This window comes from Enterococcus hulanensis (assembly GCF_005405485.1).
Lineage (GTDB): Bacteria > Bacillota > Bacilli > Lactobacillales > Enterococcaceae > Enterococcus_A > Enterococcus_A hulanensis.
This window is the reverse complement of the sequence record NZ_BJED01000001.1, coordinates 270,471-285,665: the sequence shown is the minus strand read 5'-3', so window position 1 is coordinate 285,665 and position 15,195 is coordinate 270,471. Positions and strand designations below refer to the sequence as shown.

At 42.6% G+C, this 15,195-nt stretch carries 9 protein-coding genes; all 9 read right to left on the bottom strand.

The genetic code is table 11. The features are described from left to right. Positions 1-45 precede the first annotated feature (45 nt). Entirely contained in the window at positions 46-816 is a 771-nt protein-coding gene (locus tag FFR60_RS01350; protein ID WP_137662672.1) for a Cof-type HAD-IIB family hydrolase, read from the bottom strand. A 292-nt stretch (positions 817-1,108) separates the two neighbouring features. Next, positions 1,109-7,276 (bottom strand): SpaA isopeptide-forming pilin-related protein, encoded by a 6,168-nt coding sequence (locus FFR60_RS01345; protein WP_137662671.1) that lies wholly within the window; start codon positions 7,274-7,276, stop codon positions 1,109-1,111. A gap of 111 nt (positions 7,277-7,387) precedes the next feature. Next, positions 7,388-8,920: an AcpB/EbpR/MafR family transcriptional regulator gene (locus FFR60_RS01340; RefSeq protein WP_137662670.1), complete on the bottom strand. Its 1,533-nt coding sequence runs from the start codon at positions 8,918-8,920 to the stop codon at positions 7,388-7,390. Between the two features lie 165 nt (positions 8,921-9,085). Then, positions 9,086-9,487, bottom strand: a complete 402-nt coding sequence (locus tag FFR60_RS01335) for a VOC family protein (RefSeq protein ID WP_088934984.1) — start codon at positions 9,485-9,487, stop codon at positions 9,086-9,088. A 130-nt stretch (positions 9,488-9,617) separates the two neighbouring features. After that, positions 9,618-11,696 (bottom strand): BglG family transcription antiterminator, encoded by a 2,079-nt coding sequence (locus FFR60_RS01330; protein ID WP_137662669.1) that lies wholly within the window; start codon positions 11,694-11,696, stop codon positions 9,618-9,620. Positions 11,697-11,717: 21 nt separating this feature from the next. Then, positions 11,718-12,347, bottom strand: a complete 630-nt coding sequence (locus FFR60_RS01325) for a bifunctional 2-keto-4-hydroxyglutarate aldolase/2-keto-3-deoxy-6-phosphogluconate aldolase (protein WP_137662668.1) — start codon at positions 12,345-12,347, stop codon at positions 11,718-11,720. After that, on the bottom strand, positions 12,335-13,243 hold the full coding sequence (dapA, locus tag FFR60_RS01320) for a 4-hydroxy-tetrahydrodipicolinate synthase (protein WP_137662667.1): 909 nt from the start codon (positions 13,241-13,243) through the stop codon (positions 12,335-12,337). Before dapA ends, FFR60_RS01325 begins: the two co-directional genes overlap by 13 nt. Then, positions 13,240-13,863 (bottom strand): SIS domain-containing protein, encoded by a 624-nt coding sequence (locus FFR60_RS01315; RefSeq protein WP_137662666.1) that lies wholly within the window; start codon positions 13,861-13,863, stop codon positions 13,240-13,242. The genes dapA and FFR60_RS01315 overlap by 4 nt, the downstream gene beginning before the upstream one ends. A gap of 60 nt (positions 13,864-13,923) precedes the next feature. Beyond that, a complete protein-coding gene (gene ulaA, locus FFR60_RS01310) occupies positions 13,924-15,186 on the bottom strand; it encodes a PTS ascorbate transporter subunit IIC (RefSeq protein ID WP_137662665.1) in 1,263 nt (420 codons plus the stop codon). Positions 15,187-15,195: the final 9 nt, after the last annotated feature.

Sequence of the window (15,195 nt, the reverse complement as noted above, 5' to 3'; positions counted from 1 at the left end):
ATCTAAGAACATCAGCCTAAAGCCTTATTATTTTCTAATCCTAAACTAAGAAATCAACCCATAATGCCTTAGCCCTTCTAAGACCCCATTCTCTGTTTGTGCCACATAACTGGCCGAAGTTTTCAGCTCATCTGTACCCTGTGCCATCGCAATCCCGTGATCGACTAATTGAAACATACTCAAATCATTATTTTGATCACCAAAGGCATAGGTTTCAAGCTGCGTACCAGCCATCGAATCCAATAGTTTTTGGATCGCTGTCCCTTTTGAAACATTTTTCGGCAGCACATCGATTGCTAAAGGAGCGAAGCGAACGATATCCGCCACGGCGTTCAACTCGTCACGTAGTTTTTCTTCCTGTTCAGCAGCCAGATAGAGATTCATAAAATTGACCGGATTCGTTTGATAGAAATTCGCGGAAACTGGAACGTCTGAGAGACCCATATAAGCTGCATGCTCCTTAACAACTTCCGACAAATTGGTAATCGCGAACCCTTGTTGGTTAAAAAATCCAGCGGTTAGCCGATTGTTTTCAGCGATCGTCAAAACGGCCTCGATCTCTGGTTGAGAGAACTTGGCATTTTGGATCGTTTTTCCTTCGAAACGAACGTAGCAGCCATTTGATAAAATGAAATGCTCCGTCTGCAGCACTGCTAACAACTCCTTCACTTCATAATAGCTGCGTCCTGTCGCAATAATCGGCAAGACCTCATTTTCTCTCAGCTTGCTAAAAGCTGCAATCACCTCCTGCTCTACTTGCAGGCTTCCCCCATTACATAAAGTCCCGTCTAAATCAAAAAAAGCCAACTTCTTCATACAGATCATCCTTCCAAAATTTATTTTAAAGGATGCAAAGACATTTTCTAGGTAGACAAAAAGAGGAAAAGTCAATGCATCACAAATACACTGAACCTTTCCCCTCGGATTTTTTATATCAATAGGTGCCTTTTACATTTGATAAAAGATGAAGCCCTCGGTCGCAGTCCTCGTTTGAGCGGAACCCTAGCTCCAGTTTTCCAGTTCAACGAAAATCATACCATGAGGTGAAAGCAAGAAGCAACCACCTAAAAGGACCAAGCAGCGAAAACAGTGCTTGGTCCTTTCTTAATTATTTGTTCCTTCTTCGGAAATAAAGAATTCCAGCTGCGATGATGACAACAATCCCTGCTGCCAGTAACCATGGATTGCGAGTATCGTTCGTCTTCGGATAACTTCCTGTTGTTGTTCCCGAAGGACGACTTGACCCGCTGGATCGATGTGTTGATTTGGCTGAATTTTGTGCTTTTGGAATTTCCTTATTCACAAATTTTCCTGCATCGACTGTCGCTGGTTGATTTTCTTTAGCAGAAGAAATGGTAAACTCACGCTTTTCCTTGCTTATGGTATAGCCTGTCGGTGCTTTTGCTTCTTTAAAGTAATAGTCGCCGGGTGAAAGTCCCGTCACTGAGATTTGACCGTTTTGATCAGAAGTATACTCATCAACCTGCTGGCCGTCTGCGTGATACAAGCCGAAGTCCGCACCCGCCAAAGCTTTATCTGATTGCGAAACTTTTTGTAATTTCACAGAGCCTTGATAGTTGATAAAGTCAGCTAACACGATCGTTTCTGGTTTATCTGATGCTTTCGCCGAAACATTGAAGAAAACTTTCTTCTTATTCAACAAATAATCCTTTGGTGCTTTTGTTTCGACTAATTGATACTCACCAGGAACCAATCCAGTAGCAAAAACTTTTCCGTCTTTGTCCGAAGTAAGTTTCTTAGTTTCTTTGCCTGCTGAATTTAGGACTGTTTGGACCTGACCCTTGTCGTCCTGAATTTCAAATTCGGCGCCCTGCAACACTTTGCCATCTTCACCTTTTTTCGTGACTGTAACAGAACCACGATAGTTAATGAAATCTCCCAGACTAACTTTGTCTGGTTTGCCTATCTGGCCTGTGATTTCAAAGGGATGAGGCTTGGTATCCAAGATATAGCCTTCCGGTGCTTTGGTTTCAACAAGGACATAGCGGCCTTGTTCTAAACCTTGGAAGTAAATCTCGCCTTTTTCGTCAGTGGTGACTTTAGTGATTTCATCGCCCTCACGATCTTTCACTGTAAGCGGCGCACCTTCTGGCTGATTCTGGGCGTTTGCTCGATAAACTTGGTACTCTGCCCCTTTTAAGGCTTCCTTCTGTTCATTTACTTTTCGACCAACCACGCCGGACTCGTAATTGTTGAAGTCAAGATTATCAACATTAGGATCTTGATCCGCATTTTCCTTTACGACAAAGTAAATCGGTTGTTCATTAACAATATAACCGGGAGCTGCTTTAGCTTCTCTTAACATGTAGTAGCCAGCGCCTAAACCAGAAATATCTAAAATTCCATCTTCAGGTACCACGATCGTTCTTACATATTTCTGATCTCCATTTTCAATGTGGAACAGCTTGAATTCAGCGCCAGCAATCGAGCCACCGTCACCAACTTTGGTGATTTGTGCTTTTCCGCGGAAGTTTTGAAAATCTCCTAATTCTTCGATCTCTGGTTTGCCGTTTGCACGATCATCAATAACAACTTTGATTAACGCTGGATTGATCACATAATCAGAGCCATCCGCCACTGTCGGAGCTTTGGTTTCTTGATAGTAATACGTTCCCGGCGCTAAATCATTAAATGTGACTGTTCCGTTTTTATCACTGACGGCTTTTTGTACCACGGTTGTTTTATCTTCTTGATAAAGGGTAAACTCGGCACCTACCAATCCTTCGCCATCTGTATTGCGTTTGACGATCTGGAATGCGCCTTGGTAGTTGATAAAGTCTGATAATTCGATCGTCGATATTGTTCCCTTATGCGAGGCATCTATCGTAAAGGGAATTTTCTTTTCGTTTATTAAGTAATCCTCTGGCGCCTTCGTTTCAACAAGGGTGTAATTGCCTGGGGCTAAATTATCAACATGCACCTTTCCTTCGTGGTCTGACTTAATTGGCGCTTGGTTGATTTTGTTGTCGTTGCTATCCAGCAGATTAAATTCCGCGCCTTCTAATCGCTTGCCCGATTGGTCCTTTTTCACAAATTCTACAGAACCTTTATAGTTGGTTAATTCTAGTGCTGAGCCATCTGGCTGAGTCGTCACGGTTTCAGGTTTGTCATGAGAAGTCTCCTCGATCGTGAAGGGGACTTCTGTAGTGTTGATGACATAGCCATTTGGTGCTTTGGTTTCGACAAACTTGTAATCGCCAGGTGCTAATCCCGTCACAGTCACTTTTCCGTCTGCCTGTGAGACTAATGGCTGCTGGTTCACTTTTTTACCGGTGCTGTCGATCACGTCGAACTCGGCTCCTGCCAGCGGATTGCCCTCGCTGTCGTTTTTGATAAGTTCAGCGGAGCCTTGGTAATTTTTGTAATCCAGATGAATCGTCGGTATTTGGTGATTGCTGTTGCGGTAAACCACGAATACGGTTGGATCACTGTTCAAAATATATCCGTTGGGGGCTTCGATCTCGGTAATACGATAAAGACCAAGCGGCAAGCTATCGATTACTAAAAGCCCATCACTATTTAATCGATCCGGATTTAATTCCACAGGTTCCCAAAGTGAATGATTCGGCATTAAATTGCTGAAATGTTCCAGCTTGAATCGTGCCCCGGTTTGGATATCGCCGCCAAACTTGATGGGCTCGCCGTTTTCGTCAGTCTTTTGCAAAATGACCTTATTGCGTTCATTTGGAATCGTTAAGGCTGCCGCGTTTTCTGCCGATGTTTTATCATCCACTGTGATACGGCGGCCATCAACCAAATCATCTGAAATCGTAAAGCCTTTTGGTGCAGCCGTTTCAATCAGCAGGTATTCGCCATAGGGCAGGTTGCCGAAAATGATTTGACCACTCTCGTTTACTTCGCCTTCCCGTATAAGCTGGGTCTTAGTCGTGTTCCAAAGCTGGAACTTGGCTCCGCTTAACGGTGTTTTTCCGTCCGCTTCAGTTTTTTGGATCACTAATTTCCCTTTTTTACCAGTTGCTGAACCGCCGCTATGGTTGATCTCCACGGTGACGTCTTTGTCATCGCCGCCTGAGATTGTTTGCTCATTGTCGCCTGAGACCGTAATTTTGTTTGAAACGGTATCTTTATTCCCGCTAGTAGTTGAAGTGATGTAGCTGCGATATTCCAACTGATAGGCTGTATCGATCTTTTTAGTTAGCTGGATCGTCATGACCTGTTTCCCGGTCTCGTTATCAGTTGTCACGTCAATGGTATAATCCGTTTTTTCCTTCAGCGGCTTGTCATAGTTCGGGGTGATCGTTCCATCCTCTGCTACGGTAGTTTCATATAATTTAATCGAATCTGGATCAATCACTTGATTGTCTGAAGGTTCATCTTTAATGACGACATGATCCAAAGTCGACTGCGACGGATTGATGACTGCTTGCCAATTGACGTAATCGGGATCTTCACTATCCTGTGCACCAGTCTTTTGAGCATACTGTCCGCCATTTTTGATCCCGACCTCTCCAATCACATCGCGCTCATCCCCATCATTTTCATATTGAGCGACATTGGTATATTGGTTAGAGCCAGCGATGATTTTTCCTTCAACAGAAGTTTCAAACTCGATCAAATAGGTTTTATCTACATTATCGGGAAAATCAATCTGCAAGGTCTGATCATTGGAACTGCTTGGCTCCTCAATTTGTTTCATCTCATCATTAACCACTGTTTCTGGCTCTTTCTTGACCACGGTTCCGTCTTTACTGACTTCTGCTTCATAGACCTTGACTGACCCTGCAACATAGTCTTGATTTTCTTTTATTTGGTCTAATAATTGAGCATTATTTAAAATGTTACGACTGTGATTGACCGCGATCGTCCATTTAATTCGTTTCGTCTGAGCATTATAGATACCGCTCTTTTGGGCATTTAATTGGAAGGGGTCCTCTGGTTTAAAATCCTTATCGTCATCAGATGTATGCTTGCCGCCGTGTTCATCTTTCCAGTCAGCCTGCATATTATTCTTGAAGCGGTCCATGTTGGGATTTACAGGATCTAACAGACTGACATCAAAATTCGTATGGTAGTTAATCTCCAGCTCTGAGTCAGTCGGATTATAATCTCCGTTGAAAACGACTTTAAAGCCGATCTCATTCGTACCGGAGCTATTTGTCAACAATTCCAGCGTATAATCCTGACCAGGTACCAACACTTGATTCTTAGTAACATCGCGAATCTCAAAATCCGGCGTCAAATCATCATTAATCGCCATGGATAACCCAGGGATTGGTGTATAGGTATCGGTTAATATTAGATTTTCCATGTGATAGTGGTTTTTATTGACGCTGATCTTCCAGCCGACCTTTTTATCCGCATAATTTATATCGGTAATGTCTTTGATGACATTTTGCTGCTGAGCCGTTCCTTTATCGCCATCGGTATTTCCAGTACCAGTCGTCACATTGTTCGTGACTTGTGTCGGATCAGTGACGATTCCATTGACTGTCGTCTTGTATTCGACTTTTACCGCACCATCGATGTCGTGTAAAAATTTGATAACAAAGCCTTCACCATCGTGATTTGGTTCTAACACATAATCCGTTCCCTCAGACAGCGGTTCGCCTTTAACTTCTTTTCCGTTTTCATCAAAGGTAATCGGATAAAGCTTTATCGAGCCGTCCACGAGATCCATATTCTTGCTGATCGTGTCTGTGATGATCGCATCGTCTTTCGAAATTTTCTTTTCATTATAGTTATACTTGATCGCCCACTCAAATTCCTGTTTGCTGGGATCATAGCCCACCATGTCTTTTTCAACTGGTTTGCCAAAATTAGTGGTGACCGTGGCCTTCGCATCGATCCCGTCATCATTATTTTTATCTGTCAGCTGCGCGTTGTTGGTAAAGCTGACCTTTCCGCCTTCATCTGGCTTCGCAGAATCACTAATGTCCGTTTGATAGACTAACCGATAGGCGTTATTGGTTTCTCCCAAGATTGTTACGTTGCCATTTGCATCCACTGTGTATTCGTCTGGATTAAGCTCGCGCCCAACCTCTTTGACCGTACCATCTAGATTCATGACCAGTTCCATGACTTTGACCGATTTGTACTCAATTCCTTCCGGCCATTTTTCTGTGATCGTCGGTTCGTCCAAATGATTCATTGATTGATTAAAGTCTACGGTCCACTCTACACTGCTTGGATTTGGGGTACGATCGAAATGACCCTCCTTGTCGATCGATTGATTGGTATTGGGGCGAATTTCAATATCTACTGGCGGCAGGTCGTCTTCGACAGGATAATGAATCGTGATATCTCCCGGTCCGTCAATGTGCTCCTTTTTAAATTCTGTATCAAAGAAAAAGTTTCCATTGATGTCGCTTTGATTCTTCACCTCTTCAGTAAACTCAAAACGAATATTGCCGTCTAAATCAATCGTATATTTGGCGTAAACTTCTCCATCGCTATTTTTTAGTTCACCGGTTTGAACTTGCTTTGGCCGCAATTCTTCCGGCAATTTGAAATCAAAGTAATCACCAGGCTCGATTTGCTGACGCACATCCTCTGGGATACTCCATGAATAGAAAATCCGTACAGTTGTTTCAGCCGTTACCGGCGGCTCAACCACATCACCATTTTCATTCAAATAAACCAGATTTGATTCGGTCAGGATTGTGCCGTCGCCATTTGGAAAATACTCGCGAATGTCGGTCGGACCTTCTGCGCGGACCGCTTTCTTTTGTTTATCAGCTTCATTTTTCGCTGTTTCTGAAGTTTGCGACTGGTTTCCAGCTGCTGAACTTGCGGTTTCTTCTTTTAGCGAACTAGTCGTTGCCGTTTTTTCTGTGCTGCTGGCTTCAGTGCTTTCGATGGTTTTATCCGAAGTCTGCTCCGGTTTTTGTTCAAATTCATAGGAAAGCTTTTGCTGCTGGTGATGCAGCTCAAATGTCGTCAGTCCATTTGGATCTTTTACTGTTAAATGAAGGGTTCCACTTCCAGTTGCCAAAATAGGTACAACGATCGTTTGCTCGTTCTCGACTGTGAGCGGAAGCGACTTTCCGGCTTGTTCCAAAACTGCTTGCTGAATCACAGGTTGAGAAGCAGTGATTTTCTCGCTTCCTTGATCCCCTTCAGTCACAATCACCACATCTAATTGATCGTCCGTTTGTCCTTTACTGATTTTTTCAAGCTTCAAAGCAGGCTGATTTGTCGTCTCTGCCAAAGCGGTTAACGGTGTCAGCGAATTAATCAGGATCAACACAGTCATAAAGCTGTAGATGAGCTTTTCGAAGACTTTTTTGTTTAACATTTTCACACCTCATACGTCATTTTTTTCAACTAGTTTCAGTTATACCAAATTTTTTTTGGTGTAATTTTCAAAAAGTGCGCCGTTCTGGAACGTTTTTTGAAAAGCAAAAAACTAGCTTTTTCGTTTTTCTGCTGATATTTCTTCTAGTACCTGATTGATTCGTGCTAAATCTGTCATTGATAACTTTTTACTGACAACTACCACCTGCGCCTCAGAGTAGGCCTTTTTCAAATCCTTCAAGATCCCGGTAGTTAATAAGACATCCGCATGCTGATTGCTCGTCTCAAAAATATCAGTGATCGTTACATTATATAAATAGCTGAAATAGCCGCGTAATTGCCGAATGAAGCTTTTGGTCATCAGGCTGGGCATATCGCTTTCAACTAACATCGTCATCGGAACCTCGTACTTGCATGGAGCATCAAAAAATAAAATATTCTTTAAATATGGGATCAATAGGAATTCTTTTTCCAAGAAAATAGGGTTTTTAGATTCCGCATACAGTTCTTCCACAAAGCAATCAGTCTTTTCGATCAATTGCGGGTAGCGTTCAGCAAAGATCGAGTGATAGGTATTCCCGGTCATATCTGTGTTGAAGCCTTTAAAGTACATCGCAAAGAAATGACTGCTTAAAATATAATTGCGAAAACGCAAATAATCTTCATATTTAATAGGAAAGAACTCATCTTGAAAGCGAGCAAGCATTAATTCTGTTGCCTTAAAAATCTCGGTCTCCTGATTCTGCTGCTGCTGAAATAAATCATCCACGATCGCTTCTTTAAACACTTCAATGGTTTTAGACATCGACACCCAAACTAAGAAGAAAAAGGGAATCTCCGCTTGCTTTGTATTGAGCGTCCCTTGATGCCGACTCATGATTCGTTCGAATCCCGGGTACAACGCATTCGCGGTTATTTGTTTCTCCAGTTCAGCGGGCATCTTTAAAATATTGCCCTTTCTTGTTCGAATAATTGTCTCCGCAAAAATATAGGCCAACTGCTTTTTATACGTATAAGGGATATTGGGATACACGGTAAATTCACTATTCAGCACTTCATCGACATAATCATCGATCAGTTGTTCATCCACATAGCTAAACGGCCAGCTGCTTCCGCGATAGATACTCCAGAAAAAGATCACCATAAACATCCGAATCTGATACTCTTCTCCCTGCAATTGGAAATTTTCTCTTTCTACCTCGAGCTGATAGCGCGCCAGCAGCCTTTGGACCTTAGTTAAATCTCGACGAACCGTGGATTCGCTGATGAAGTGCTGCATGGCATAGTTTCGGACACTGTCAAATTCCCCGACAATTAACGCCCTTAACAGAACCACCGTCGAACAGTTTCGCACGATCTCCGTTACGAGGTAGTAAACATCCGCATCTAAGGCGACAACTAGCCGAACACCTTTGCCTTTAGATTGCTGAAAAGAAAACTTTTCTGAGGGCAGATCAGCGATTTTTTCAGCCAGACTGCTGATGACACTTAAAGTCATTCTTTTACTCAATCCCAGCTTCTCACTCAGCCATTCGCGAGTGACCCACCGGCCATTTCGATCATTGAGCAATAAAACCATCCGGCGTTGATGAAACGTCCCGCGATCAAACAGCTCCTCAAAAAAATCTTTTTTTGTTGTAAGCATCTACTCATCCCATCCCTAGAGATTCTTTGCATTCTCTCTCTTCTATTATTTATTAAGAATAGTAAAAAAATGAGAAAAATGGTATTTTAACGCTCGAAGATCCCTCAATAATTCATTAGAAACCTTTTAGGCAAAAAAAATCACGGATTGCTCCGTGATTTTTGCTTAGATTTCCGCCATCCAAACCGGTTCAAACTGATTGCCGTCCAGATCGGTTACTTCCAAGCTATACATCTGATCTTCTTCAATACCCATGTCTACTGAAAAATAATCTCCGCCATTAGCCCTCGCTGCTTCCGCAATTTGTTTTACTTTATCGGGACTTTCAACCGAAAATGCGGTAAGTGTGCCACTTTGTCCTTTTGTGTCAGTAATTTTTTTATCCTTTAGAAATTGACTATAAAAATCATGATTCAGCAGCATGATCCAAAAATGATCATCCCACATCATGGAGCTGGACTGTTCGTTGGAGAAATCTTCATTCTTCTTAAAACCAAGTGCTTCATAAAATTTGGTAGAGGCCGCTACATCTTTTACCGGGTAATTAACAAATACCATCGTTGCCATCTTGCTCACTCCTTTAAGTTTTCGTCCATTATGCAAGATGGATGGGATTATGGCAAAGAAAGCGCTTGTAGAAAAGGTAACGAGAAAAAAAGACAGCTGTGCTAGATTATTGTACACAACTGTCTTTGATTTAAATAAAATCTAAAATCCATTGAAAGGCTTCCTCGGGTGAGTTTGTCTGATCCAGCATTTGGAAAAAATCTGGCTGGTCAATCAAGGACACGAGCTCGGCTAAAGCAGTCAAATGCCGCTTATTATCTACTGCTGCCAAAGTAAAAATATATTTCATCGGTGTTTGTCCTAAAATTTTGATTGGCTTATCCAAAACCGTGATTCCCAGGCCTACTTTTTTCGCTCCATCCTCCGGCCGCGCGTGGGGTAATGCCACATGATGAGAAATAACCATATACGGTCCCTCTTCATAAGTCGTTTGGATGATCTTATCAATATAGCGGCGGCTCACGATCTCTGCATCAATTAAAGGTGTAGCAGCGACATAAAAGGCTTCTTCCCAACTATTCGTCGAAAGCTTTAACTGAATGAAATCCGGAGATAAAATATCTGATAGACTCAAATCGGTTTTTTCCTCCCTATTCGCCGGACGTCCTTTCGTGCTGATCGCGTTTGGTTGTCTTAGGTGTTTGGTCAGTTCTTTTCGCAAGCCGGTTTCATCATTGATTTTCGCATGTTTGCTGATGATTGACAGCAGTTCCTCAAATTGATAGTCATTTGAAAGATTTCTCGTACCATTTTGGACCTCTTGGACTAAATTATACTTCTCATCGATCGACATGATCGGATTGACCGTGTAGACAGGCTTTTTCAGTGAATACAGCCGCATATTGGGAACCGTCGTAAAGATCATGTCATAGTCCTGCTTCTTTTGATAGATTTCATTGGTTTCGATTGGTCCAATAAAAATCATCTCGGGAAATAGATTTTTTAATTCGTTATAAATAATTGCTGAACTGCCTATTCCGTTGGGACATACGATAATACCGACCTTTCGCTTAACCTGATACTCGTCGTTGTCATTGATCAAGGAGGCAAAATGGATCGTCAAAAAAGAAATCTCTTCATCAGGTATCAAGGTGCCGAATAAATTTTCGATTGGCTTCATTGTTTCCTTAACGATTTGAAACAGATCGGGGTATTCTTGAATGATTTTTTCATTTAATGGATTAATGATCGGCAGATGGAAAAACAACCGATAATAGGCTGGTCGAAAATGGCTGTATAATTGTTTTCTTACTACACTTTTTTCCTTGAAACGAATGCCTGATAGCTGCTCGAAACGGTCAAAAATGCGTTCGACGAGTTCATTGATAATCGAGTAATCCGGTGTCCTCTCGTCGGCGTTGCCGATTGCCATACCCAGCATCCAGCCGCAGATATATAGCGCCGCGTATTTATTTTCCACCGAGAATTTTTCTAGCAAACTTTGAGAAAAGGCGTATTCTTTCGTCTGATAAAAGGTCTGAAAGCTGTAGCGGTCATAAAACTCTGTCCACTCTTTATTTAATCGCGGCAGCAAAAAGATCAGCATATAGCTGAATTCAAGCAGCCGATTTTCCACCAGTACAATCGAGTAGTACTCTAGCTCTGCGGCGATCTGCTGGAACATCTGCTCTTTTTCGATCGCACTTTCATTAAAGAGAAAATAATCCCAAAGAAAGCTGCCGTTATCCGAACGCAGATCCTCTAAAACCAGCTTCATTAAATGGTATCGCAAGACAGCCTCATCACCTGACAGATAGTAGCCGTTTCTTCGATCATATTTTATTTTGATCGCGAGAGTTTCTAATTCTTTTTCCACCTTTTTTAGGTCATTAATAAAGGTAGTTTTGCCTACCTCCAAAACCTCTAAAAAATGATTGACCGACAGGTATTCTTCACAATGGTAGAAAAGCATCAGGTAAATATATTTTTTTCGCTCGCCAATATCCATTTCATAATAGCGGTAGACCTTGTCGCTAGAAAAGAAATCAACTAAAAACAAACGGCTGCTATCTGCCAAATGAAAATAATTTCCATCAAACCAAACAGGAGGAAGTCCTTCATCAGTTAATGATTCATTGACCTTTGTGATCACATAGTCGATTTGAACTTTAGACAGCTTTAGCTGATTCGCCAAGTTTTTTTGTGAGATGACAGGCTTTTCAATCAGCTTAATCAATACTTGCCGTGTTCTCTGGTCGATTTTCTGCATATCGTTTCCTCCTGTCTTTGGTTAATTTAACGTTTCTGAAACTTTTTGGCGCAGCCTGCGGGCATTCTCAGCAATTTCTGCCTGTGTCCCTTTTGATAATAAGGTGCCGATACCCATGCAATCCACACCGGCATGTAACCAATCCGCAACATTATCCAACGTAACCCCACCTGAGGAAAGCACGGGAACCTGCGGCATCGGTGTCTTGATGGTGGAAACGACTTTGGGACCGACAAACGAGGATGTAGGAAAGGCCTTGACCATATCTGCTCCCGCTTCAAGAGCTTCAACGATCTCTGTCATTGATGTGCAGCCGGGCATATAAGGAATTTGATATCGATTGCATAATCTTGCCACTTCATGATTGAAGTTCGGCGCGATAATGAATTCTGCTCCCTTTAATAGTGCGTGACGAGCAGTCTCACTGTCAAGTACCGTTCCAGCGCCGATCACGATTTTATCTTGGTAGATCGTCTTCAGCTGTTCAATGATGTCGCCGGCATTTTTATTCGTATAGCTTATTTCTAAACAGGAGATTTCACCTTCGAGACAGCCGTCGACAATTTCCTGTGCTCGTTCGATCGTTTCTACTCGGATGATCGCCATCAATTTTTCTTGATAAATTCGTGATAAGGTCGCTAATTTTTGCATGACAGCTTTTCCATCCCTTCTATTTCTTTATATAGAGCTAACGTATTGCGGATCTCAGTATCTAGTTCAGGCGTTACTCCTCGAACCGGACTTTTCGGCGGTCCAACAGGTATCCCGGTCAATCCTAGGCTATACTTCAAAACGCTTGGAACTGTCGCGAGCTTTAAGACGCGCCGGAAATCATTGATACTTTCCTGAAGACGTGCTGCTTTTTCCAGATCGTTGGCTAAATATGCTTGATAAATGCCTAAATCCGTCTTAGTCAAAACATTGGAAGTAGCGGCTACCGCACCATCTGCGCCCTTTTGTAAAGCTGGAAGAATCAAGGAATCCGATCCCACCAGAACCGAGAAATCTGCTCGATCATTCAAATCCAGATACATCTGGATATTTTCCAATTGGCCGCTGCTGTCTTTGATTCCCGCGATCCTAGGGATTTTGATTAATTCTTTAAAAACCTGTTCGCTGATCGAAATTTTGGTATTTGCCGGAATGTTGTATAAAATGATCGGCAAATTCGTATTGGCGGCGATCGCTTGATAGTGCTGAATCAATTCTTCATCGTTGATTTTGATCAAATAAGGCGTAATGATAGAAACAGCATCTACTCCGAGTTCGGCAAATTGATTTGTCAGCTGGATAACCGCTTCGGTGGAGATACCGCCGGAGCCGGCAAAAATCGGGACACGCCCAGCGGCTTCATCAACAACTATTTTTACCAGCGTCAGCTTTTCTTCCTCACTAAGTGCGTAAAACTCCCCATTCGTTCCTAAAATAAATAATCCGTGGACCCCGTCATTAATTAATTTATTAACCAGCTTGCGGGTCGCCGCTTCATCGATGCCGTTTTCTGACAAGGGTGTGACCATGGCTGTGATTATTCCTGTGATTTTCATTGCGTGCCAACTTCTTTCAAGTTTTTGATTGATGCGCCTAATGCTCCGCCCGGATGCCACTGATAATATTTTTCTAAGTCAAGCTGCTCTTCCTGCTGCAACAAAATCGAGAGACATTGTAATACAATGATCTCTGCAATGATCGAGATTCTTGGCGGCTTATTCAGGTCATCGCCTTCTTGGTTGACACCTGCTAAAAGAAAAACTGTCGAGTGATCCTTTAGCCAAGAGTTTTCTCCACCGCTGACGCCAATGATTTTGGCATCCAATCGCTTTAAGGATTCAACGGTTCGTTTCAGCTCCTCGGTTTGTCCGCTGTTTGAAATGGCGATGACTACATCTCCTGACAATACTTGTCCGGCCGAGCCGTGGATCGCTTCTGTTGTATCTAAATAATACGTCGGTGTGCCGACCGATGAATTCAAGGCGGCGATGTATTCTGCCACATGGCTTGGTTTTCCTACGCCAGTGATATGAACTCGTCCGTGATTTCTTTTTGATTCTGAAATGACTTCACAGGCCTCCACTACTTTTGCTTTGTCTAGCCGATTGATATACGCATTGATTTCCGGCTGAAGTACATCGATATACGCATCCAGTTTTTTTGTGGTGATTTCCATTTATTTGATCGCTCCTCTTTTGAAAACAGACTTAGCAGCTTCCCACTAAGTCTGTACGGTTTATCTGCCAAATAGTGACAAGATTTTATCTAACAAGATTCCCATCACGTTATAGTCGATATTCGGGAAGGTTGATCCCTCGATTCCCAACGTTCCATATAATGGATAGAGAACCGTCGGTAAGAAAGCTAGCAGCAAGCCGATCACAAATGATCCGACAACAGCTCCCCGCCATCCGCCAGTAGAATTTCCAAAGACCCCTGCGGTTCCCCCTGAGAAGAAGCAAATGTGAGCCGCTGGAATAATGACTACCGGAAATTTCAGTGCTACCATGATGAATACTCCAATCAAGCCTGCTGTATAAGAAGATAAGAAGCCGACGATTACAGCTGTTGGTGCAAAAGGAAAGACCGTTGGCACGTCTAAGGCTGGACGAGAATTTGGAATAAATTTTTCAGAGATTGAGACAAAGGCTGCCGTGATTTCTGCTAAGAACATCCGTACACCTGTCATCAAGATCGACATGCCAGCAGTAAATGTAAAGGCTTGTACAAATGGGAAGACTAACCAATGCTGCGTACCTGCCAATTCTTCAACTGCTGGACGACCGGCTTTTAGTGCGGAAACATAGAACAAGATCAGCATGACAACTGAGACACCCATTAAGAAATCCCGGAAAAATGACAACCATTTAGGGAAGTTGATGTGTTCGGTTGTTTTCTCTTTGTGCTTGCTGAAAAGCATCCCGATGTATCCAGATAAGGCATAACCGATCATATTGAAGTGACCGATCGCGGTCGTATCACTATCAGTGATCTTACGCATAAACGGCTGACACAATTCTGGCAAGGCCGCCGAGAAGAAACCTAATAATAAACCGCCAATAACAATTGCTGGAATATCCGCTATATGATGCGCTTTCAGAATCAACGAAAGCACACAAGCGAAGAATAAACTATGCCCTGTTGTAAAAAAGATGTTTTTAAATGGTGTAATTCTGGCAATTACCAGGTTCATGACGAAACCGACAATTAAGGTACAGCTAGTCACAAAGGCGAACTCAGTTTGAGCCAATGCGGTTGCCGCTTCGGGTGAAGCAACAACTCCTTGGATATGAAATCCGGTTTGAAACAATTGGTTGAAGTTTTGCAGCGCGCCGGTCATGATCGTCCCGCCGGCACTGAAGACTAGAAACCCGATAATTGTTTTAAACGTACCAGTCAGTACCTCGGTCCCGCTTTTCTTCTGCGCTACTAAACCAATCAGCGCTACCATCCCTAGCATGACCGCCGGTGTACTTAAGAAACTGATCATAAAATCCATTTTTTATTT

What these genes read in the sequence shown, in the direction of transcription:
- FFR60_RS01350 (WP_137662672.1), bottom strand. Translation starts at nt 816, where the DNA reads ATGAAGAAGTTGGCTTTTTTTGATTTAGACGGGACTTTATGTAATGGG.
- FFR60_RS01345 (WP_137662671.1), bottom strand. Translation starts at nt 7,276, where the DNA reads ATGTTAAACAAAAAAGTCTTCGAAAAGCTCATCTACAGCTTTATGACT.
- FFR60_RS01340 (WP_137662670.1), bottom strand. Translation starts at nt 8,920, where the DNA reads ATGCTTACAACAAAAAAAGATTTTTTTGAGGAGCTGTTTGATCGCGGG.
- FFR60_RS01335 (WP_088934984.1), bottom strand. Translation starts at nt 9,487, where the DNA reads ATGGCAACGATGGTATTTGTTAATTACCCGGTAAAAGATGTAGCGGCC.
- FFR60_RS01330 (WP_137662669.1), bottom strand. Translation starts at nt 11,696, where the DNA reads ATGCAGAAAATCGACCAGAGAACACGGCAAGTATTGATTAAGCTGATT.
- FFR60_RS01325 (WP_137662668.1), bottom strand. Translation starts at nt 12,347, where the DNA reads ATGCAAAAATTAGCGACCTTATCACGAATTTATCAAGAAAAATTGATG.
- dapA (WP_137662667.1), bottom strand. Translation starts at nt 13,243, where the DNA reads ATGAAAATCACAGGAATAATCACAGCCATGGTCACACCCTTGTCAGAA.
- FFR60_RS01315 (WP_137662666.1), bottom strand. Translation starts at nt 13,863, where the DNA reads ATGGAAATCACCACAAAAAAACTGGATGCGTATATCGATGTACTTCAG.
- ulaA (WP_137662665.1), bottom strand. Translation starts at nt 15,186, where the DNA reads ATGGATTTTATGATCAGTTTCTTAAGTACACCGGCGGTCATGCTAGGG.